Below are 20,582 nucleotides of genomic sequence, written 5' to 3'. Positions count from 1 at the left end.
CAGCTCCGGCCCCGGCGCGCGGTTCGGGTCAGCTGACGGGGTTCCAGCCGTCGCTGCCGGCCAGGTACTTCTGCGGCGTATAGGTCGCCGCCTGTCCGTCGCTGAGCTGTGGCCGGTTGCCGTTGACGCCCGCGCCGGCCCCGTTGTTGCGGTACTCAAGGAAGCGGGCGTTCTGCCACGAGTTGGATGACATGTTCGTCCACGGCTGCGCGGTGGCGACCGTCGCGCTCAGCGTCGACTCCCGGTACAGCACCTGGGCGTCAGGGCGCCACGGCCGCCCCAGCGTGGTCACGTTGCCGGCGGCGCCGTTGATGCGCGATCGCCAGAACAGGAAGCCGTACGTCTTGGTCGCGGCCGTGCTGGCCGCGGTGATGGGGCCACCGGTGCTGCGCTTCTCGTAGATGTCGCAGCTGTGGAACACGATCGTGCCGCCGCCGAAGATGAAGTCGACGGTGCCTTCGACGTAGGAGTTCTTGACGTACGCGCGGGCCGAGTCGTTGACGAGGAGGGTGTCCTGGTCGCCCAGCACGCGGACGTTCGTCAGGGTGGTGCGGTCGCCGTCCAGCCGCAGGGCGACGGCCTGGTGGCCGCTGGGGATGGTGCTCTCGTCGAGGTCGTTGGAGACGGTCAGGTTGGTGGCGGCGGCGTCGCGGGCCGAGATGAGGGCGGTGTAGCTGCCGGAGGTGCCGCTGGTGTACGCCGAGCGGTTGTTCACGATGACGGTGTCCGACGGGGACGAGCCCAGGCCCTGCAGTGTCACGTTGGGCTTGTTGACGTTGACGATCTCGCGGTAGTTACCCGGTTTGATGGTGATCACCACGCGGCTGCCGTTGCCGGACGGCACCGCGTCGATCGCGGCCTGCACGGTCCGATAACGCCCGGTGCCGTCGGCTGCGACAGTCGGAGTTCCCGTGGTGGGAGGGGTGGTGGGGCCGGAGACCTGGTTGAAGGACCATTGCATGCGGGCGATGTCGGAGCAGGTCTCCTCGACGACGGGGTTGTTGCCCGCGGTGGAGCCGTCCTTGTTGCTGACGCACAGGCCGGTGGCGACGCTCTTGACGAGGTACTTGCCGGCGGCGGCGGTGGAAGGGGCGAAGGTCCACTGCTGGTTGGCCTTGGCTCCGTCACCGCAGCCCCACTGCTGGAGCTGGGTGCCGGAGACCGTGGAACTGTTGGGCACGTCCACGCATCGGCCGCTGTTGCCGTTGGCCAGATTGAACCCGCCGCCCTGGGCCACGGCCTTGAAGTGCTGGTCGGTGGCGGTCGCGGAGCAGGCGGTCTGGATGAGCAACGCGCCGTTGTCGGCCGAGGCGCCGGTCACGGCGACGCACTTGCCACTGGACGCGGAAGCCAGCGTGTAAACACCACCGGCGACCGGCGTCGCGGCGGCCGAGCTGATTCCGGTGGCGATGGCTACGACGGTGGCGGGCACCGCCAGAACGACCGCGATCGCGGTGACTAGCCTGGATTTCGATGCTTGTGTGCCGTGGCGCATGGTTCGTCCTTCCCTGGGGGGTGAATGTCCGGTCGCCGGCCCTGCTGAGCGATTCACATCGGCCAAGGTCACGAGGGAGCGCTCCGGTGTCGGCCTGCGACCCCTCGGGCCGGCCGTACGATCACCGTGGCCGGCCCGAGGCGTCGATCACACGCCGATGTTGGCCTGCGGGCCCGCGTAGGTGCGGAGGAGCGTGGGAACCTGCGACGCGGGGTCAAGCGTGTAGGAGTAGAACGAGGACGGCGTGAAGGCGGAGCCGCCGGTCTCCTGCTGACCTTCCGAGTTGACCACGATGCTGCCGGTCTGGCGGAGCTGGGCGGCATCGTCCCTGTAGTAGGGGTCCTTCACGTTGTCGTAGTAGCTGTTCTCGATCACCATCTTGGTGGCGCCGCGCGCGTAGTTGCCGTAGCCGGTGACGTTCTGCAGGTGGTTGTTGTACAGGTGCGCGTAGGCGACGTTGTCGGTGCTGGGGTTGCGCTGGTTGGTGGCGCGGATCCAGTTGTGGTGGATCGTCATACGCGAGGTGACGTTCTCGGTCCAGCCGATGCCGAACGACTTGTTGTTCTCTGCCAGGACGTTCCAGGACACGGTGAGGTAGCTGGTGTCCTTGCGGCTGTCGATCAGGCCGTCGTTCATCCGGGTGATCGTGTTGTGGTCGATCCAGATGTGGTGGGCGGTGTCCATCTGGATGCCGTCGTAGTCGTACTCCTTGTCGTCCGGATCGTCGTCGGCCATGCGGGTGTCGCGGATGGTCAGGTTACGGATGATGACGTTGCTCACGCCTGCGCCGAGGAAGAAGCCGCCGTTGACGATGTGGCCCCGGGTGCCGACGCCGACGATGGTCTTGTTGGAGGCGACCTTGATCTCGGTGCCGTACGGCGTGACGGTGATCGCGCTGTTGACCCGGATGGTGTGGGGGGCGCTGGCCGTCGCGTACTTCACGAGGTCGGCGTACGTCGACACGGTGACCGTGGTTCCCGCCGCGCCGCCGGTCGTCGTGGTGGTGCCCATACCGCTGGTGCCGGCGAACCCGTCGGCGTTGTTCGACCAGGACCGGCCGTCGGATGAGATGGGGTTGAAGGACCATTGCATGCGGGCGATGTCGGAGCAGGTCTCCTCGACGACGGGGTTGTTGCCCGCGGTGGAGCCGTCCTTGTTGCTGACGCACAGGCCGGTGGCGACGCTCTTGACGAGGTACTTGCCGGCGGCGGCGGTGGAAGGGGCGAAGGTCCACTGCTGGTTGGCCTTGGCTCCGTCACCGCAGCCCCACTGCTGGAGCTGGGTGCCGGAGACCGTGGAACTGTTGGGCACGTCCACGCATCGGCCGCTGTTGCCGTTGGCCAGATTGAACCCGCCGCCCTGGGCCACGGCCTTGAAGTGCTGGTCGGTGGCGGTCGCGGAGCAGGCGGTCTGGATGAGCAACGCGCCGTTGTCGGCCGAGGCGCCGGTCACGACGACGCACTTGCCACTGGACGCGGAAGCCAGCGTGTAAACACCACCGGCGACCGGCGTCGCGGCGGCCTGTGCCGGCCCAGTCACCACCCCCAGCGCGGCGGCGGTGACCAGGGCCGTGACCACGGGAACGCTGATCGATCGGGCCCGGCGCCGTAACGTTCTACTGAGCAGCTTCATTATTTCCATCCTTGAATGTCGGAGGAACCTTTGTCGTTGTCGATGAATCAGCCCCGAGGCCTGGTAGATCAGTAGTCAGCAGAACCCACGGTGCTCGCCCGCCGAGCGCCTTCCTGCCTCGAAATAAAGGGATAAAGGCGGACATTGTGGCCCTCCGCGTCGGTGGGGCGAGGTTACGACCGCGTTTCTGATTACGTCAATCCATGAAACAAACGTGGGATCCGGTTTTCGGCGCATGGCCGAACCCTGTCCGCAGAGCCGTCGACACCCGGCGACCCAGGCCAGTGGCAGGCCTTTCAGCGGCATTTTCCGCTGGTCACGGCATTCTCCGGCCGCAAGAGCCGGACCGGCGCGGACTTCGCCGGCCAGGGCCGGACGATCGGTCCGTCAGCGAAAATTTCGAGATTCGATGCGCGTGCTGGACCTGAAACTTTCTCCCGGCCGCCGCCTGGTCGCCCAGGCTCCACCGGCACCCCGATCGCCTGGCTCAGCCGGCGATCGCGGCAGGCGACGGGGCAGCTCGTCGCCTGCCGCTCTGGCGGATACCACCCGAGGGCCGTAGGGCCGGCTCCCTGCGCGGACATCGGATCATTTCAAGCCGGACAACGGCATGCCGTTCGATGGCCTAGGCATAACAGGTGGTCAAGCCACTGATCTCCGATCGTGGCTCGCAGCGAGCGCTGCCGATGCCCTGAAAACATCCGATGCCACTCTTGTTGCCGGGTGATTTCGGTGCTATCTCCTTGTTGAGACCGCCGTGTGATCGGAGGAATCAGTGGCCCACCCCCCATATCTACGATTCAGTGCCAGCCTGATCGTCCTGTTAACCCTGGCCGCCGGGCTGTCAGCACCGGCCTCCGCGCAGGCAGGCCCGCTGTCGGCTCCCGAGATCGACCAGACACCCGATGACTTGACCCTCTGGTACGACAAACCCGCCACGGACTGGGAGACGCAGGCCCTGCCCATCGGCAACGGCCCCCTGGGCGCAAAGGTGTTCGGCGGCGTGGCCACCGAGCAGATCCAGTTCAACGAGAAGACGCTGTGGACCGGCGGCCCCGGCCACAGCGGTTACGACTTCGGCAACTGGAAGACGCCGCGGCCGAACGCCATAGCGGACGTCCAGCAACAGATCGACCGCGACGGCAAGATGCCCACCGCGGATGTGGCGGCCAAGCTCGGCCAGGCCAAGACCGGGTTCGGCGCCTACCAGACATTCGGCGACCTGCACCTGGACATCGCCGATGCCCCCCGGAACCCCACCGGCTACCGGCGCGAGTTGAGCCTGCGCGAAGCCGTGAGCAGGGTCGGCTACACCGCCGACGGTGTCACCTACGCCCGCGAGTACTTCGCCGCCAACCCAGGCAACGTGGTCGTCGGCCGGCTCTCGGCGGACCAGGGCGGAAAGGTGTCGTTCACCCTGCGGCACACCTCGCCGCGCAACGACAAGACGGTCACGGCCTCCGATGGCCGGCTCACCATCCGCGGCGAACTGCGCGACAACAAGATGAAGTTCGAGGCACAGGTACAGGTGATCACCAAGGGCGGCACCCGTACCGACGCCGGAGACAAGATCACTGTCTCGGGCGCCGACAGCGCGGTGTTCATCCTGTCGGCGGGCACCGACTACGCGGACGCCTACCCCACCTATCGCGGCGAGGACCCGCACGCCGAGGTCACCCGGACTGTCGACGCGGCCGCCGCCAAGAGCTTCGACGACCTCAAGGCCGCCCACATCGCCGACTACCGCCAGCTGTTCGACCGGGTGAAGCTGGACCTCGGCCAGACCGCGCCGAAGATCCCCACCGATGAGCTGCGCAGGAATTACGTCGGCGGCACCTCCGCCGACGACAGGGCGCTGGAGGCGCTGTTCTTCGCCTACGGCCGCTACCTGCTGATCGCCTCCTCCCGGGAGAACGACATCCTGCCCGCCAACCTGCAGGGCGTGTGGAACAACTCCACCAACCCGCCCTGGTCGGCCGACTACCACGTGAACATCAACCTGCAGATGAACTACTGGCTCGCCGAGCAGACCAACCTGCACGAGACCACCGAACCCTACGACCGCTACATCTCGGCCCTCGTCGCACCGGGCCGCGACACGGCCCAGAAGATCTACGGCGCGCGCGGCTGGGTGGTCAACAACGAGACCAACCCGTTCGGCTTCACCGGCCTGCACACCTACGGCAGCTCGTTCTGGTTCCCCGAAGCCGCGGCCTGGACCACCCAGCACCTGTACGACAGCTACCGCTTCACGGGCGACGTCGACTACCTGCGCGAGACCGCCTACCCGGTGATCAAGGGTGCGGCGGAGTTCTGGCTCGACTTCCTGCACACCGACCCGCGTGACGGCACGCTGGTGGTCTCCCCGAGCTATTCGCCCGAGCACGGCGACTTCTCCGCCGGGGCCTCGATGTCCCAGCAGATCGTCCGCGAGGTCCTCACCAACGCGCTCGCGGCGGCCGAGAAGCTCGGCGTGGACAAGAAGTTCCAGGACGAGGTGAGCGCCAAACTGGCCAAACTCGACCCGGGCCTCCGGGTCGGCTCCTGGGGCCAGCTCCAGGAATGGAAGAGCGACTGGGACTCCAAGACCGACAACCACCGGCACGTCTCCCACCTGTACGCTCTGCACCCCGGCAACCAGATCACCGCGGGCGCTCCCGAGGCCGACGCGGCCAAGGTGTCGCTGACCGCGCGCGGCGACGGCGGTACCGGCTGGTCCAAGGCCTGGAAGATCAACTTCTGGGCGCGACTGCTCGACGGCGACCACGCGCACAAGATGCTCAGCGAGCAACTGAAGGCCTCCACGCTGGACAACCTGTGGGACACCCACCCGCCGTTCCAGATCGACGGCAACTTCGGCGCCACCTCCGGAGTCGCGGAGATGCTCGTGCAGAGCCAGCACGACGTGGTCCACGTGCTGCCCGCGCTGCCCAGCACCTGGAAGGACGGCTCGGTGTCGGGTCTGCGCGCCCGTGGCGACGTCACCGTGGGCGCCACCTGGAAGGACGGCTCTCCCGACACGATCAGCGTACGGCCCGGCAAGACCGGGCCGATCAAGGTCAAGTCATCGTTGATCGCCGGGCGCTATCGCGTCTACGACGAGCAGGGCCACGAGGTAGGTCCGCGCCGCGACGGCGACGTACTGAGCTGGAACGCCCGGGCCGGCAAGACGTACACGATCCACAACGAGGCGGCCGTTACCCTCAAGACGCCCTCCTCCGTCATGCCGAGTACACCGTTCACAGCCGAGGTCAGCGTGACGGCCACGCGCAGGCGCGCGGTGCCCGCCTCCAAGGTCACGCTCACGCTGCCCGAGGGGTGGACGGCGGAGCCCGCGTCCGTCCGGTTGCCGGCTTCGTCTCCCGGCCAGTCGCGCACCGCGACGTTCGTCGTCACTCCCCCCGGGGCGAACGGTTCGCGATACGCCCAGATCGGCGCCACGGCCACCGGCGACTCCTGGAAGGGCTCGGCCACGGCCGTACTCTCCCTGATCCCGTGCGCCTCTCCCGAGCCGGGCTCGGTACTGGTCGCCTGGAATCCTGAACAGGGCGGCACGGTCACCGACGCCTCGGGCAACGGACGCGACGCCACCGTCACCGGCGGGGACGCCTCCTACGACGGCACCGCTCCCACCGGCAACGGGCTGGTGCTCGACGGAAGCACCTACCTCACCACCGGGAACACCACCCTCGGCCTCCTGCCCGAAGCCACGTTCGCGACCGAGGTCAAGATCGCGGGCACCGGATACCGCCGGCTGTTCGACTCCCAGCCATCCGGCAATCCCGGCACCGACGGCGTACTGATCGATGTGACCCCGAGCAACACCTTGCGGTTCATCGGAGCCGGCGCGGGCGTCACCGTCAACTACACCCTGCCCACCGGCCGCTGGATCGATCTGGTGGTCACCTTGGACCGTGGCGGCACGATCACCGTCTATGTGGACGGCGAGCAGAAGGCCACCGGCCAGGCCACCTCCGACGGCATCACCGGCTGCACCTCCAAGCCCCTGCGCTTCGGCGCCGACCAGGGCGGCGGCCAGCGGCTGACCGGTTCGGTGGACCGTGCGGCGATCTTCGCCAAAAGGCTGACCGCCGAGGAGGTCAGAAACTGGCGGGAGCTGGCCTTCGAGTGAGCTGACCGGCGGCGCGCCACCGACCGCGCCGCCCACACGACCTCCCCGGACGTCCCGCCCGGCCGCAGACCGCAAGCGGTGCCCGCCCGACGGCGACGGCACCGAGTGCCCCGGCGGCCGGGCGGGCCCGAACCATGCTTTGGCCCGGACCATGCTTTGGTCCGGGCCATTGGTCTGAGCCGGGCCATTGGTCTGGGCCATTGGTCTGGGCCATTGGTCTGGGCCATGCTTGGTCCGGCAGACGGAACAACGTCCCCCAGGCCGCTGCTCTGGCCTGGCAGGATTCCGTCGAATGGCCGTCGGTCCGCGGCTGCGGGCGGGGTCGTCGCGATGGCGGCGATAATCATCTGCCCCGAATAAGAACTGACAGAAGTTGTACTTCAGGTATCTGACATGTTCATTGAGTCAATGCCTGATCTAGCGAGCCGCAGCCGTACTGCGGTTGATTCGCCGTAATCTACCCTGCGGGTAGCGGAATGCCCGAAATATAACCATATTCCGGGATAAAGATCCCACCGCCCTGCCCATTCTCGGGGCAGCCCCGGCCACCTATTGCCGGTAAGCTCGTCAAGCACCGGCGGCCTTCTCGCCGAACGGGATCCACTCCACCTATTTCAATCAGCAGCCGCAGCGCTCAGCCGTGGCCGGCTCGGTGGCCCACAGAGCCGGATCGGGTGCGAGAACGTCGCACGGGCCTGCCGATCACTCACCCGGACGCGGGCGCTCGCCTCGCACGCCGCCGACGCCCGCGCCCGCCGTCACGCCTTTTCGCGACTGCCGCCCTCCGGTCGGCGGGCGGTCGACGGCGGTCGACGACCACACGTTCGCGTCTCCACAAGCCGGCCCAGGTCCACGGCCTCATCCCCGGCCTGGCCATACGGACACGATGGCAACTCACTGCCATGAGTGACCCCTCGGCACGCGGAGTACCAGATCTTGGCAGGAAACGGCAACCTCTTGCAGCTTGCTGACTACCAAAAGCCTGGTTTGCCCCCTTCCCACGTCGCAAAGTTGGAAGTGCGAAAGAAATTCGTAAATATTCAAGAACTTCAGGAAGAGGGCAGAGAGGTGACGATCCAGTTTGTTTTTCCCATGACTTCCGCGAAGAAGGGCTCGATTGCCATTCTTCCCGGTACGGCGGCGCGGAGCCAGGGATGCAGGCGGCGCTTGGCGTACACCGCTCTGTGCGCGACCGGTACCGGAATCGGCCAGTCGGGATCACATCGTGCCCAGGGACGGATATAAGCGGTGAACGCACAAATGACGATCATCAGCGCTGAGTCTCCTTTCCTGTCCATACCACCGTCGGAGACGGCCCAGTCCGGAGCAGCGGCGGCCCTCCGCTTCCAGACCGGGTTCGCCCACCCCGGCACTCCGGAGTATCAGTCCTGCGTCGACCTCGTGAAGCGCAAGTACCTCGACCGGTACGGCGCAGCCGTCGACCCCCGGCCTGACCTGTTCCTCACGGTGTCGGATGACACCCCCTACACGCCCGCTTCCAACCGCCTTCGGGGCCTCGCGGGGCTCACAACCGCCGCTGGACGCCGACTGCTGTCGGAGAACTATCTGGACGTCCCGGTCGAGCAGGCCTGCGCCGACCTGGCTCCCGGGACCCACGTCGACCGTGGCCGCATCGCGGAAATGGGCCCGCTCACATCGTTCTATCCGGGCACCGGCATGGTCCTCATGCGCAGCCTGCCGTCCGTCGCCCTCTATTTGGGATACGACTTCCTGCTCTCCACGCTCACCGAGAAACTCCACGGCTTGGCCAAGACCGCGGGCTGGGACTTTCACACTCTCACCAACGCCCGCCGCGCCGACCTCGCCGGAGTTCACACCGCCGACTGGGGCACCTACTACTCCTCGAAACCCCGCACGGGCATTCTCCGCTGCGAACGCAGCGTCGCCCTGCAAACCACCGGCTAGCGAAATTCTCATCAAGCACCAAGAACCTGAACGCGCAAAAGGAGTCTGCCGATGCGTTGGCTTGAACACGCCCTCGACCGCCTCGACTCGCTGGAGACGGTGGCCGTCGAAGAGCTGAGGTTAACTGGGTCGCCCCGCCGGCACACCTATGGGACGGTGCTCGGCGCAGCGGTCCGCACCGGCGACGCCGTCGTCACCGCGGCTGAAGCCGCGGCCAAGGCAGCCGCGGCCGGTGGAAAGGAAACCGACACCAGCACGATCGGAATCCTCACCGGAAACGGCGTGGAGGGAATCGTCGGCGACCTGGCCTGCCTGCTGAGCGGCGTCCGGTCGGTGCCCATCCCGATCGCCTTCGGCCGTGACCAGGCCCGCCATCTGCTGTCGCACTCGGTCGTCTGCCTGGTCGACGAGCAGGGGCGCAAGCGCTTGGCGGAGTGGGGCGGCGAGGCCGCGATCCTCCCCGAGGGCTGCGAGGTCATCACGGTCACGGTCGAGAGCGGACACGATCAGGAGGAGATCACCGCCAGGGTCCGGGCCGCGGCGGCGCTGGACGAGTTCGCCATCTGCAAGATCGTCCACACCTCCGGCACGACGTCCACCCCGAAGGGCGTGATGCTCCGCCGCGGCGCGGTGGACGACCTGATCGACTCCATCACCAGCCGGGTCGGCGTCGAGGCGTGGCAGCGCTACGTCTCCGTCGTGCCGCTGAGCCTGCTGGTGGAGCAGGTTTTCGCCGTCTACCTGACCTTCCTCGCGGGTGGCACGGTCGTGTTCCTGCCCGAGGAGGCCAAGCCGCTGGGCACCGCCGGCGGGGACGTCGAGCAGGTCCGCGGACTGCTCGCCACGGCCCGGCCCACGGTGTCGCTGGTGCCGCCGTCCCTGGTGGAGTCCATCGCGGCCCGCGCCAAGGCCACCCCGGACGCGACCGCCCGCGAGTTGTCGACGGCGGTGTACGGCCGGGAGGACCCGATGCTGCTGTTCAGCGGCGGCGCCCCGGTGTCCGACGAGGTCCTGCGCGTCATGTGGGATCGCGGCCTGCCGGTGTACGTCGCGTACGGCCTGAGCGAGAACGGCTCCGTCGCCACGCTCAACGGCCCGGGCCTCGTCCGCCTCGGCACGGTCGGCAAGCCGCTGCGCCACTGCGAGGTCACCCGATCCGACACCGGCGAGCTCCTCATCCGCAGCTCGTCCCTGCTCACCGGCTACCTCGGGTCGGACGATCCGACCGCGCTCCCGCTGGACTCCGAGGGCTGGCTGCACACCGGTGACATCGCCGACATCGACGCCGACGGCTACGTCACCATCACCGGCAGGCTCAAGAACATCATCATCACCTCCAACGGGCGCAACGTCAGCCCGGAGTGGGTCGAGGCGCAGTACAAGAGCCAGCCCAGCATCGAGGCCGCCGCCGTGTTCGGCGACAACATGGAGCGGCTGATCGCGGTCTTCGTCATCAAACGCGGCGCCGACCCGGCCGCCGCCCTGGCCGAGATCCGCCACGTCAACACCGAGGTGCTCTCGGAGATCGAACAGGTCGGCAGCGCCGCACTCGTCGAGGCCGACGAAACCTTCTACGCCGAGTTCTTCACCGTCACCGGACGCCCCCGCCGTAGCGAGATCAAGGACGCGCTCTCCATCGGCCGATTCACCCTTATGGAGGTCTGAGACATGCTGACCAACTGCACCACCACCAACCACGCCGATGGCAAGGGCCTGGTCGTCACCGCCGCCGACCGCGTCGGGTTCGACACCATCGACCGAGTCGAACTGATGGCCTCGCTCGCCGAGCACGGTTACATCGTCCTGCGCGGCTTCGACTCCGACCCGACCACCTTCTCCACGCTCATCCAGAGCGTGTCCTCACGGATCACCCTGGACCCGGCGCGCAAGTTCGCGGGCGGCAACGTCGCGCAGAAGATCGAGGCCGGCCTGGTGCCGCAGGGCCTGCACGTGGAGAACGGCGCGACGCCGTGGGTGCCGGACCTGGTGTGGTTCTACTGCGAGACGCCGGCCAAGGTCGGCTCGCAGACCACCATCTGCGACGGGCTGTACGTGTGGGACCGGCTGAACGCGCGCACCCAGGAGTTGTTCCTGTCCACCCGGATCACCTTCGCCCGGCCGATGCCCGCGGACAAGTGGAAGAACCTCGTCTTCCGCCTGCTCGACGGCGCCAAGTCCGCCGACGAGGTCACCTTCGAGGACCTGCTCACGGTGACCGACGACGACGTCGACGTCAAGTATCAGCTCCGCTCTGACGGCTCCGTGCACTACAAGTACTACACCTACGCCGCGCACACCACGATGTTCGGCACGGACATCGCGTTCACCAACAGCATCCTGACCCCATCGGTCAACTACGAGCCCCCAGTGATCGAGTTCGAGGACGGCCGCCCGCTGGACGCCATGCTGATGCGCCAGATCATGGAGGCCACCGAGCTGGAGACGGACGAGATCGACTGGCACGAGGGCGACGTCGCGCTGGTCGACAACAGCAGGCTCATGCACGGCAGACGCAAGATCCGCGATCCGCTCCGCTCCCTCTACAACGCCCAGAGTTACGCCAAGGACGAGATCGTCAGCGCTGTCCACAACCGGGCGGTCCTCAGCCGCAGGAGCGCCTGATGCGGACGCAGTACGACAACATCGGGCAGTCGTACGAGCGGCTCAAGACGGGTATGCCGCTGGCCCGCGGCCCCGAGCGGGCCACGGTCGAGGCGCTGACCAGCACGGTCCCGGGCAAGTCCGTGTTGGACCTGGCGTGCGGGACAGGCTGGTACAGCAGGCTCATCGCCCGCGCGGGCGCCGCCTCGGTCCTCGGGGTGGACATCTCCGAGGAGATGGTCGCCGCCGCCGAGCGCTCCGAGGGCGATGAGCCGCTCGGTATCCAGTACAAGGTCAGCGAGGCCCAGACGCTCGGCGTGGTCGGCCGGTTCGACTTCGTCACCGCGGTGTGGCTGCTGTGCTACGCCCGCGACCGGCTCAATTTGTCCGCCATGGCGGGCACCATCTACGACAATCTCGCCCCGGGAGGCGTGTACGCGGGCGTGGAAATGAATCCCCGGTTCGACTGGAACGGACCCAAGGCCACCAAGTACGGCCTGACCCATCGTCCCGACGCGGATTTTCCCGGCGGAAAGGAGTTGGCGGTCACCGCGCACGTGGACCCGCCCATCTCGTTCTCGGCCTATTTCTGGGAGGAGGAGCCGATAATCACCGCGCTACTCGGCGCGGGGTTCCGCTCGGTGGAGTTCGTCCCCGCGGAGCTGCCCGTCGATCGCGACGACACGTTCTGGGGCGACTTCCGGCTCAACCCCACCATCGTGGGCATCCGGGCGGTCAAGTAGCGCCAGGAGAAGCAAGGCGGTCTGCGGAGAAGGGATTCTCCCGCAGACCGCGCTGCTCTTCGACGAGACGTCGGTCAACCGGGCCCGGCGGCACCCTGGACCGGCCCGCGCAGGGCGAGCCAGAGGAGCCAGGCCTGGACGAGACCGGCCAGGCAGATGGCACCGATCAGGGAGACGCCGCCCGCCGTACCGTCGATCGGCAGCACGTCCCAGGAGAACCAGATGATCGGTCCCAGGGGGACGGTGACCAGCATCAAGAAGACGCCGGTCACCAGAATGGGGTCCTGGACGGTGAGCAGGATGATCACCGAGAGGATGCCGAGCGCCAGCACCAGGAGGACGTAACCGCCCACGATCACCGCTGCCCGGGGCCCGTTCTTTCGCAGACGAAGACGACTGAGCATTTGCCCCTCTTTCAACCGGCTACGTCCACCATCGCACAGCTCACGGTCTACCCGGGGCTGATCGAGGAGAGGGTCGTACCATCGTCGCGAAGCGGCCGCTGAGGCAAGATGGGAGCCATGGTGGCCAAGGACGGGGACGGGTGGGCTCTCTGCGAGCGCGGACACCGGCATTGGGGCGTCCATGGGGCCGCCGGTCTGCTCGCGGTACACCACGACATGGCCGGCACGCCGCACATCCTGATGCAGAAACGCTCCTGGTGGAGCCACCACGGCGGCACCTGGGGACTGCCCGGCGGCGCGCGCGACAGCCACGAGGATCCCATCACGACCGCCCTGCGGGAGGCCCGTGAGGAGGTCGCGCTCGACGAGGAAGGGCTCCGCGTCCAGGGCATCTACTTCGACGATCACGGTGGCTGGTCCTTCAAGACGGTGGTCGCCGAGGCCGCCGCCCTGCTCGCCGCCGCACCGGCCAACGGCGAGAGCGTCGAACTGCGCTGGGTTCCAGCCGGCCAGGTGGCCGACCGGAAACTGCATCCCGGATTCGCCGAGACCTGGCCGGCCGTCCGCGAGACCCTCAGCCCCACAGTGATCGTGCTCGACATGGCCAACATCATCGGGGCGCGCGCCGAACACGGCTGGTGGCGCGATCGCGCCGGGGCCGCCGCCAAGCTGCTGGAATCGACCAAGGTGCTGCTCGACGACGGCCTGAGCGACGTCCCCGAGGGCTTCCCCGAGCAGGAACGCTGGTTCCCGAGGATCACGGCGGTCGTCGAGGGCGCCGCCCGCTCGGTGACTCCGCCGCCGGGCATCACGCTGATCAGCGCGCCCGGCAGCGGCGACGACGCGATCGTCCAGGCCGTCCACGACGTCTTCGCCTGGGAACGGGTGCTCGTCGTGACGGCCGACCGCGAGCTGCGCCGGCGCGTCACCGCCCTCGGCGCCTCGGTCGCCGGACCGAAGTGGCTGCTCGGCCACCTCTGACTTTTCCACAGCCCGTACGGCGAGCCGCCTGGTCGTCCACAGGCGACGCGGAACGGGAGATCGGAGCGAAGCGGCTCTGCAAGGATGTTCCGCATGTCCGGCAAAGCCACCATCGACTGGTCCGCCGACGCCGATAGTCCGGTCCCTCCCGACAACTGGGGCCGGAGGCCGGCGCGGGTGGGCATGCCCTGGGGGTTCGTCGCGGTCATCGCGCTCCTCGTGGCGGGCCGCTTCGTTCTGGCCCCTTATCTGACCTCGCCCGCGCTCCAGACCTGGGCCACGATCTTCGTCGCCATCTGCGTGCAGGCGCTGCCGTTCCTCGTCTTCGGGGTGGCGCTCTCCGCGGCGATCGCGGCCTTCGTGCCCGCCTCTTTCTGGACCCGCGCGCTGCCCCGGCGGCCGGCCGTCGCCGTCCCCGTGGCGGGACTGGCCGGTGCGGTGTTACCCGGGTGCGAGTGCGCGTCCGTGCCGGTCGCCTCCGGCCTGATGTCGAGGGGGGTGGCGCCCGCCGCCGCGCTCGCCTTCCTGCTCGCCTCCCCAGCGATCAACCCGATCGTGCTGGTCGCGACCGCGGTGGCCTTCCCCGGCCAGCCGCTGATGGTGGTCGCGAGGTTCGCCGCCTCGTTGCTGGTGGCGATCCTGGTCGGGTGGTTGTGGCTGCGCTTCGGGCGGGCGGACTGGTTGCGCATCCCCGCGCGTGGGCGCGACGGCGACTCCAAGGTGGGCGTGTTCGTCGCGGCCATGCGTCATGACCTGCTGCACGCGGGCGGGTTCCTGGTCGTCGGCGCTCTCGCGGCCGCCACGCTCAACGTGGTGGTCCCCCGCGAGTGGATGGTCTCGGTCGCGGGCATCCCCGTGATCTCCATTCTGGCGCTCGCGCTGCTGGCGGTGCTGCTGTCGATCTGCTCCGAAGCCGACGCGTTCGTGGCCGCCTCGCTCACGGCGTTCTCACCGACCGCCAAACTCGCCTTCCTCGTCGTCGGCCCGATGGTCGACCTGAAACTCATCGCTCTGCAGGCCGGCACCTTCGGCCGCTCATTCGCGATGAGGTTCGTCCCGCTGACCTTCACGCTCGCCGTCGTGGTGAGCACGGCCGTTGGGTGGTTGCTGTTGTGAAGCGTGTGTCGCAGAGCCTGGTGCTGATGCTGCTCGGCGGGGCGGTGTTGCGCGTCTCGGCCTTTTCCAACGCCTATCTCAACTACGTGAAGCCCGGATTCCGGCCGTTCCTCATCGCGGCGGGTGCCGTGATCCTGGTGCTCGGCGCGATCGGGCTGGTCAAGGAGTGGCGTCGGTCCGCGCGGGAGGCTTCCGTACGAGATGCGGCGGAGCATGCCGCCCAGCGTGAGGGACACGAGCAGGGACACGAGCAGGGACAGCATGGACACGATCACGCGCATGGGCCTCGGGTGGCGTGGTTGCTGTGTCTGCCGGTGTTCGCGCTGTTCCTGATCGCTCCGCCGGCTCTGGGCTCGTTCGCCGCCGCCCGGGTGGACACGCCACCTCCGCAGCCGCCGCAGGTCGTCGGTGCTTACGCCCCGCTCAAGAGTGGCGGGCCCGCCGACATGACGGTGGGCGAGTTCATCGGCCGGGCGTGGGGCGACAAGACGAAGTCGCTCCAGGGTAAGCCGGTCCGGCTCACCGGTTTCGTGGTGCCCTCGAAGGAGAAAGGCCAGTGGTATGTCACGCGGATGCAGCTCGCGTGCTGCGCCGCCGACGCGTTCCCGCTCAAGGTCGCCGTGCTCGGGGCATCCGCCCCGCCGGAGAACTCCTGGGCCGAGGTCACCGGCACATGGATCCCCCACAAGTCGGCCAAGGTCCCGTTGGGCACCATCGCACCGGAGCTGTCCGCCTCGAACGTCAAGCGAATCACGGCTCCAGCCGAGCCGTACGAGTAGCTGGGCATCGTGGCCGTCTCCACCACGCCGGGTTCAGACGAAGGTGAGACGTCTGCCGAATCGCCGACGACGTCGCCGGACACTCGGCCGGGATCTATCAGCGGCAGTCACCGAAATCCCGGAGTCCGAACCCAAGCACCCCCGTCCCGGCGTGTGGGTTATCTGACGGGCAGGTCGTAGACGCGGCGCACGATGCCCCTTTGGGCTGGAAGATATCTTCCCAGAATGAGCGTGATCGTTTCCCAGCAGTTGGGAGACGAATGAGCTCGAGCGACAGGCGTCACAGCATGCCCAGCAGAATGGGGGCGGCGTTCATGGCACCGTGGACAACGAGGATGGGCCACATCAGTCGGTATCGGCTCCACAGATAGCCGAGGAACAACCCCTGCACTCCTTGATTGACGAAGGCCGAAGAGAGGTCTGCGGGGAGGTCCCCCGTGCCCTGGATGCCGACATGCCAGGCCGCCCAGAGCAGGGAAGCCAGCACGATGGCGGGCCAGCGGCCGAGGATGTGCTCCCATCGGGTCTGAAGCCAGCGCCGATAGAAGACCTCCTCAAGCAGGCTGTTGACGACGAACACCACGGCGAAGGTGACCAGCAGCGTGACGGGATCGACAGTGGCCGCGTAATTGCTGGGAGGCACGGCCAGCGGGCCTGTGTAGGTGAGAGCGAGCCAGGCGACCACTGGCACTATGGGGCCGTAGTGACGCCAGGCCGCAGGCCCTTCGTGGATGAAGCCTCGACCTGCGGAATCGCGCCGTGACAGCCAGAACAGCAGTGCGGGCACGGCGAGCAGGAAGCTGAGTTTCAGCAGCGTGTGGACCGGTTCACCGCCACCTGACAGCCATAGCGCCACGGCGAAGAGCGTGGCTGATGTCAACAGGACGATGGCCTGGAGGTGAAGTCCTCGGCCTGCTGGTGCACCGCCGGCGGGGGTCGTCTTGGGCGGCAGCAGTCGGATGAGCACCAGTCCAGCGAGGGCCGGAATCCAGCGGTGCCACATGGGCATGGTGTCGGTGTGATCGGCCGAGTAGCGGATACCGGTGTTGCCGTTCAGTACCAGCCACAGTGCCGATCCGGCGATCAGGGCAATGCCGGTGACCAGAATGCCCAGTCCCAGGGCCGGGTGATGCAGAGATGGCCGCGACGTCTTATTTCGCACGCTTGTACTTTATAGGAAACCGTACAGGTGTGCTGTAATAGGAGGCATGCCCAAGGTCGTGGACCACGAGCAGCGACGCGAAGACCTTGTCCGCGTCGTGTGGGAGATCATCAGTCGGGACGGGATCGAAGGAGCCACGGTCCGCAAGGTCGCCGAGGCGGCAGGCGTCTCGGTCGGCGGATTGCGGCACTACTTCGACAATCAGCGCGGCCTGCTCAGCTTCGCGGCGCAAGCGGTCGCCAGAAGTGTCGCCAAGCGCATCACCGGCCACCTCGTTGCGGACCTGCCGGGCATGCAACGAGCCCAGCTCATCCTCGAGGAGCTTCTTCCGCTCGACGACAACCGCCGCGTCGAGGTGGACGTATGGCTGGCATGCCTGGTGCGCTCGCACGTGGATGATTCTCTGGCGGAGCTGCGCCATGCGGGCTGGTCGGGGGAACGCCACATCTGCCGCCTGGCGGTCGCCTCCTGCCATGGCCTTCCGCTCCCTGATCGCCTGGGACAGGAGTTCGCCGAGGCCGGCCTGGAAGGCCAGGCCATGCGACTCCACGTGTTCATCGACGGCCTGACGCTCCAGACCGCGACCTACCCGCACAACTTCACACCCCCAGCCGTGCGCCAGATCGTCCACGAAGAACTGCGCTACCTCATCGAGGTGCCGTCTGGGTCTCTGCGGCCCAGCTGCCACATCGAATGAAGAATTCAAGCCATAGGTGATTCACCGCTACCTGACAGTGCGCAGGTCGCAGCCTTGGCTGTCATTCCTGCCGTCAGACATCAGCTCCTGCGCTGATCCCGGGTGGGACGAAGCGTGCCTGCGGTCAGGTGTAGGTGAGGGCTGGGTAGAGGAGGAGCATCCACAGGCCGAAGGCGATCTTCAGTACGCCGTCGGCCATTCCGAGCGCTCGTAGCGGGACCTTGGGGAGGAAACGCAGGCCGATCCATGCGTTGAGGGTGACCAGCACGCCGAGGATGGCGATCAGCGGTCCGTGGGCCAGGCCCATGATGATGAAGTGCAGACCGACGACGAGCAGGATGTTCAGGATCAGCGTGCGTTCATCGGCTTCGCGATATTTGGTGAGGACAAGGTAGATAAGCCCCATCTCGGCGATGATCGCGATGACCAGGGCGGCGATGTGCATCAATGACGGCGGTCCGAGAGACGGCAACAGCGCGCTCAGGCCACTCGCGACCAGCCCGGTGACGAAACCTCCGATGGCCAGCGGCATCCAGATCTTGGGGATCAGCCAGCCGAGCAGGAAACCGAGCCCGACGAAGATGAGGAACAGACCGCCACCACGGATCAGTGGATACGGATGAACCACTTGGAGAACCTCGACTGGCGACGTCATCGGCTCGCTTCCTACAGTGACCAGAGAATCGCCAAAGTGTCACAGACCAACCCATCGACGCGCGAACGGGACAAATTCCCCGGCAACTGCCCGGCCGCGAGATCGGAGAGCGAGCCTCCCGCGCTAGTGATCGGCTGAGGCCGGGACAAGGCCATCGGCCACCAGGCCGGCGAGGACCGCCTCGCCCAGGGCGTGCACCGCGGACTGCGGGCGGACCATCACCGTCACCTCCTGGATCCTCCCCTCCTGGTCGAACTGCAGGAGGTCGATGCCGTGAATCTGCTTGCCGTTCACGGTGGCCCGGAAGAGCAGGATCACCGACGGGACTTCGGTGTGGTCGGCGCTCGTCTCGGCCGTGCCGTCGAAGTGGCCGATGTAGCGGAAGTCCTCGAAGGTGCGCACCAGGACGCCGAACAGGCCCAGCACCATGGGCTTGCCCACGAACGGAGTGAACTTCACCGGGCTGTGCAGGCGGACGTCCTCGGTGAACAGGTCGTCCAGGGCTGCGAGATCGCGGCTCTCGACGGCCGCCCGGAAGCGGGCTGCTTTCGCCATGACTCCTCCTCGATAGCAATGAATGTGATTAGTCACTTTATTGAGTATCATGGCTTGCTGGAAAGAGGGAGGGGGTGTCATCGATGGCGTTACGGCACGCCGTACTGGCGGCACTGCTGGACGAGGAGCTCAGCGGATACCAACTGGCCAAGGCGTTCGACATGGGCGTGGCGAACTTCTGGCACGCCCTGCCTCAGCAGCTGTACTCCGAGCTTGCCAAGCTGGAGAAGCAGGGGCTGGTCACCGGCCGGGAGGTGGTCCAGGACACCCGGCCCAACAAACGCCTGTTCAAGGTCACCGAAGCCGGTGTCGCCGAGTTGGAACGGTTCGCGGCAACCGACAACAAGCCCTCCTTCATCCGTGACGACCTTCTCGTCACGGTCCAGGCCGCCGACCACGTCGACACTGAAGAAGTGATCGCACGCCTCACGGAACGAGCCGCCTTCGCCGACGCCAAGATCGAACTGTTCGGCGGGCTGCTGCGGCGGATACGCGGAGACAGGAGCGAGGAGGAGTTCCTGCGTCACGGTGAACGGATCGGCCCCTACCTGACCTGTATGCGCGGCCTCGCCTTCGAGCAAGGCAATCGGGACTGGTGCCGCCAGAGCGCGGCGATCCTACGGGAAAGGCGGACGGCACATGCCCAGCGGTGAGTACCTGCGCTACGTCGCCTTGGGCGACAGCCAGACAGAAGGGCTCGGCGACGGCGACGACACCACCGGCCTGCGTGGCTGGGCTGACCGGCTCGCCGAACAGCTCTCGGTAAGCAGCCCCGGCCTCCAGTACGCCAATCTGGCCGTGCGCGGAAACCTCGCCGCCCGGGTCCACGCCGAACAACTCGGTCCCGCCCTCGCCCTGCGCCCCGACCTGGCCACCGTCGTCGCCGGAGTCAATGACCTGCTCCGACCCGGGTTCGACGCCGACGAGGTGGCCGGCCACCTGGAGGCGATGTTCGCCGCGCTCGTCGCCCAAGGCGCACGCGTGGCGACCCTCACCTTCCCCGACATCGCAAGGATCATCCCGCTCGCCCGCCCGATCAGATCCCGCGCCGTCTCCCTCAACCACCGCATCCGCGCCGCAGCCCTCCGCCACGGGGTCATCGTCGCCGAAACCTCCCACCACCCGGTCGTCACCGACCCACGACTGTGGAGCCAGGACCGGCTCCACGCCAGCCCACTCGGCCACGAACGGATCGCGGCGGCCATCGCCGAGGCACTCCAACTGCCCGGCAGCGACGACTCCTGGACCCACCCCCTGCCAGACCCGGAAACGGTCGTGCCCGCCGGATGGCGCACCACCACCACCGAGCTGCGCTGGGCCGCCACCTTTCTCGGCCCCTGGCTGGGCAGACGCCTGCGTGGCCGCTCCTCCGGCGACGGCCGCACAGCCAAACGCCCGCACCTCCTCCCCATCCGGCATCTCCCCGCCGCCGGCGAAACGGAGAGGCCCGGCACCCGCTCCGACGACGCTCCACAAGTTTCATGAACGTTCCATCGATAACGTGCTGGAGAGGTGGTCTGAACCCCTTGATCCGGTGCCTGGCGTTACCGCCGTCAGGAAGGTGACATCCGCCGCGCCTGATTCACTGCTGCGAGATCGACAGCGGCGAGGTGCACCCTCGGGTATGGGTGTCCACGCCGAGGACGACCTCCTCCTCGGCGTGCTGTTCTCCCGGCGGCAGGGGTCGTTTGGAGAGTCGCGTCA

General features: G+C 67.5%; 18 protein-coding genes. 11 read left to right on the top strand and 7 right to left on the bottom strand.

The window, feature by feature from the left end; genetic code table 11:
- Positions 1–28: 28 nt before the first annotated feature.
- Entirely contained in the window at positions 29–1,495 is a 1,467-nt protein-coding gene (locus tag MBA17_RS41400; RefSeq protein WP_238503367.1) for a pectinesterase family protein, read from the bottom strand.
- A 147-nt stretch (positions 1,496–1,642) separates the two neighbouring features.
- On the bottom strand, positions 1,643–3,127 hold the full coding sequence (locus MBA17_RS41395) for an RICIN domain-containing protein (RefSeq protein WP_238503365.1): 1,485 nt from the start codon (positions 3,125–3,127) through the stop codon (positions 1,643–1,645).
- A gap of 775 nt (positions 3,128–3,902) precedes the next feature.
- On the opposite strand from MBA17_RS41395, the gene MBA17_RS41390 reads away from it, so the two are divergent.
- Positions 3,903–7,259, top strand: coding sequence for a glycosyl hydrolase family 95 catalytic domain-containing protein (locus MBA17_RS41390; protein ID WP_238503363.1), 3,357 nt, complete (start codon positions 3,903–3,905; stop codon positions 7,257–7,259).
- A 1,049-nt stretch (positions 7,260–8,308) separates the two neighbouring features.
- Here MBA17_RS41390 and MBA17_RS41385 read toward each other — a convergent pair.
- Positions 8,309–8,530, bottom strand: a complete 222-nt coding sequence (locus MBA17_RS41385) for a hypothetical protein (RefSeq protein WP_238503362.1) — start codon at positions 8,528–8,530, stop codon at positions 8,309–8,311.
- Between MBA17_RS41385 and MBA17_RS41380 the strand changes: the two genes are divergently transcribed.
- From MBA17_RS41380 to MBA17_RS41365, 4 genes are read left to right on the top strand one after another with little or no spacing between them, the layout of a single operon-like run.
- Positions 8,520–9,185: a thermostable hemolysin gene (locus tag MBA17_RS41380; protein WP_238503360.1), complete on the top strand. Its 666-nt coding sequence runs from the start codon at positions 8,520–8,522 to the stop codon at positions 9,183–9,185. The genes MBA17_RS41385 and MBA17_RS41380 overlap by 11 nt on opposite strands.
- Before the next feature lie 51 nt (positions 9,186–9,236).
- Complete coding sequence (locus tag MBA17_RS41375; RefSeq protein WP_238503358.1) at positions 9,237–10,850, top strand: AMP-binding protein; 1,614 nt, start codon at positions 9,237–9,239, stop codon at positions 10,848–10,850.
- A gap of 3 nt (positions 10,851–10,853) precedes the next feature.
- The gene (locus MBA17_RS41370; RefSeq protein ID WP_238503357.1) at positions 10,854–11,807 is read left to right on the top strand and encodes a TauD/TfdA family dioxygenase; all 954 of its coding nucleotides are present in this window, start codon (positions 10,854–10,856) and stop codon (positions 11,805–11,807) included.
- Positions 11,807–12,529 carry a class I SAM-dependent methyltransferase gene (locus tag MBA17_RS41365; RefSeq protein ID WP_238503355.1) on the top strand — a complete coding sequence of 241 codons (723 nt, stop codon included), beginning with the start codon at positions 11,807–11,809 and terminating at the stop codon, positions 12,527–12,529. Before MBA17_RS41370 ends, MBA17_RS41365 begins: the two co-directional genes overlap by 1 nt.
- A gap of 74 nt (positions 12,530–12,603) precedes the next feature.
- On the opposite strand, the gene MBA17_RS41360 is transcribed toward MBA17_RS41365, so the two are convergent.
- Complete coding sequence (locus tag MBA17_RS41360; protein ID WP_238503353.1) at positions 12,604–12,933, bottom strand: SCO4225 family membrane protein; 330 nt, start codon at positions 12,931–12,933, stop codon at positions 12,604–12,606.
- A 117-nt stretch (positions 12,934–13,050) separates the two neighbouring features.
- Between MBA17_RS41360 and MBA17_RS41355 the strand changes: the two genes are divergently transcribed.
- The 3 genes from MBA17_RS41355 (at position 13,051) to MBA17_RS41345 (ending at position 15,809) form a co-directional block, all read left to right on the top strand.
- The gene (locus tag MBA17_RS41355) at positions 13,051–13,914 is read left to right on the top strand and encodes an NUDIX hydrolase (RefSeq protein WP_238503351.1); all 864 of its coding nucleotides are present in this window, start codon (positions 13,051–13,053) and stop codon (positions 13,912–13,914) included.
- Between the two features lie 84 nt (positions 13,915–13,998).
- The gene (locus tag MBA17_RS41350; RefSeq protein WP_455432955.1) at positions 13,999–15,030 is read left to right on the top strand and encodes a permease; all 1,032 of its coding nucleotides are present in this window, start codon (positions 13,999–14,001) and stop codon (positions 15,028–15,030) included.
- Positions 15,027–15,809 carry a TIGR03943 family putative permease subunit gene (locus MBA17_RS41345; RefSeq protein ID WP_238503347.1) on the top strand — a complete coding sequence of 261 codons (783 nt, stop codon included), beginning with the start codon at positions 15,027–15,029 and terminating at the stop codon, positions 15,807–15,809. The genes MBA17_RS41350 and MBA17_RS41345 overlap by 4 nt, the downstream gene beginning before the upstream one ends.
- A 280-nt stretch (positions 15,810–16,089) precedes the next feature.
- On the opposite strand, the gene MBA17_RS41340 is transcribed toward MBA17_RS41345, so the two are convergent.
- Positions 16,090–16,971 carry a CPBP family intramembrane glutamic endopeptidase gene (locus MBA17_RS41340; RefSeq protein ID WP_238503345.1) on the bottom strand — a complete coding sequence of 294 codons (882 nt, stop codon included), beginning with the start codon at positions 16,969–16,971 and terminating at the stop codon, positions 16,090–16,092.
- Between the two features lie 58 nt (positions 16,972–17,029).
- On the opposite strand from MBA17_RS41340, the gene MBA17_RS41335 reads away from it, so the two are divergent.
- On the top strand, positions 17,030–17,668 hold the full coding sequence (locus MBA17_RS41335) for a TetR/AcrR family transcriptional regulator (protein WP_238503344.1): 639 nt from the start codon (positions 17,030–17,032) through the stop codon (positions 17,666–17,668).
- A gap of 124 nt (positions 17,669–17,792) precedes the next feature.
- Here MBA17_RS41335 and MBA17_RS41330 read toward each other — a convergent pair whose 3' ends face one another.
- Positions 17,793–18,296: a DUF6609 family protein gene (locus MBA17_RS41330; RefSeq protein ID WP_238503343.1), complete on the bottom strand. Its 504-nt coding sequence runs from the start codon at positions 18,294–18,296 to the stop codon at positions 17,793–17,795.
- Positions 18,297–18,446: 150 nt separating this feature from the next.
- Positions 18,447–18,878: a nuclear transport factor 2 family protein gene (locus MBA17_RS41325; protein WP_238503342.1), complete on the bottom strand. Its 432-nt coding sequence runs from the start codon at positions 18,876–18,878 to the stop codon at positions 18,447–18,449.
- A gap of 83 nt (positions 18,879–18,961) precedes the next feature.
- On the opposite strand from MBA17_RS41325, the gene MBA17_RS41320 reads away from it, so the two are divergent.
- Entirely contained in the window at positions 18,962–19,531 is a 570-nt protein-coding gene (locus tag MBA17_RS41320; RefSeq protein ID WP_238503341.1) for a PadR family transcriptional regulator, read from the top strand.
- Positions 19,518–20,363 carry an SGNH/GDSL hydrolase family protein gene (locus tag MBA17_RS41315; protein ID WP_238503340.1) on the top strand — a complete coding sequence of 282 codons (846 nt, stop codon included), beginning with the start codon at positions 19,518–19,520 and terminating at the stop codon, positions 20,361–20,363. Before MBA17_RS41320 ends, MBA17_RS41315 begins: the two co-directional genes overlap by 14 nt.
- Positions 20,364–20,582 lie beyond the last annotated feature (219 nt).

It is taken from the genome of Dolomitihabitans soli (assembly GCF_022213955.1).
Taxonomy (GTDB): Bacteria; Actinomycetota; Actinomycetes; order Streptosporangiales; family Streptosporangiaceae; genus Streptosporangium_A; species Streptosporangium_A soli.
This window is presented reverse-complemented; position numbering and strand designations above follow the sequence as displayed.

Excerpts from the sequence above, each read along its gene's own strand:
- MBA17_RS41400 (WP_238503367.1), bottom strand. The coding sequence starts at position 1,495 with ATGCGCCACGGCACACAAGCATCGAAATCCAGGCTAGTCACCGCGATC.
- MBA17_RS41395 (WP_238503365.1), bottom strand. The coding sequence starts at position 3,127 with ATGAAGCTGCTCAGTAGAACGTTACGGCGCCGGGCCCGATCGATCAGC.
- MBA17_RS41380 (WP_238503360.1), top strand. The coding sequence starts at position 8,520 with ATGACGATCATCAGCGCTGAGTCTCCTTTCCTGTCCATACCACCGTCG.
- MBA17_RS41385 (WP_238503362.1), bottom strand. The coding sequence starts at position 8,530 with ATGATCGTCATTTGTGCGTTCACCGCTTATATCCGTCCCTGGGCACGA.
- MBA17_RS41375 (WP_238503358.1), top strand. The coding sequence starts at position 9,237 with ATGCGTTGGCTTGAACACGCCCTCGACCGCCTCGACTCGCTGGAGACG.
- MBA17_RS41370 (WP_238503357.1), top strand. The coding sequence starts at position 10,854 with ATGCTGACCAACTGCACCACCACCAACCACGCCGATGGCAAGGGCCTG.
- MBA17_RS41365 (WP_238503355.1), top strand. The coding sequence starts at position 11,807 with ATGCGGACGCAGTACGACAACATCGGGCAGTCGTACGAGCGGCTCAAG.
- MBA17_RS41360 (WP_238503353.1), bottom strand. The coding sequence starts at position 12,933 with ATGCTCAGTCGTCTTCGTCTGCGAAAGAACGGGCCCCGGGCAGCGGTG.
- MBA17_RS41355 (WP_238503351.1), top strand. The coding sequence starts at position 13,051 with ATGGTGGCCAAGGACGGGGACGGGTGGGCTCTCTGCGAGCGCGGACAC.
- MBA17_RS41350 (WP_455432955.1), top strand. The coding sequence starts at position 13,999 with ATGTTCCGCATGTCCGGCAAAGCCACCATCGACTGGTCCGCCGACGCC.
- MBA17_RS41325 (WP_238503342.1), bottom strand. The coding sequence starts at position 18,878 with ATGGCGAAAGCAGCCCGCTTCCGGGCGGCCGTCGAGAGCCGCGATCTC.
- MBA17_RS41320 (WP_238503341.1), top strand. The coding sequence starts at position 18,962 with ATGGCGTTACGGCACGCCGTACTGGCGGCACTGCTGGACGAGGAGCTC.
- MBA17_RS41315 (WP_238503340.1), top strand. The coding sequence starts at position 19,518 with ATGCCCAGCGGTGAGTACCTGCGCTACGTCGCCTTGGGCGACAGCCAG.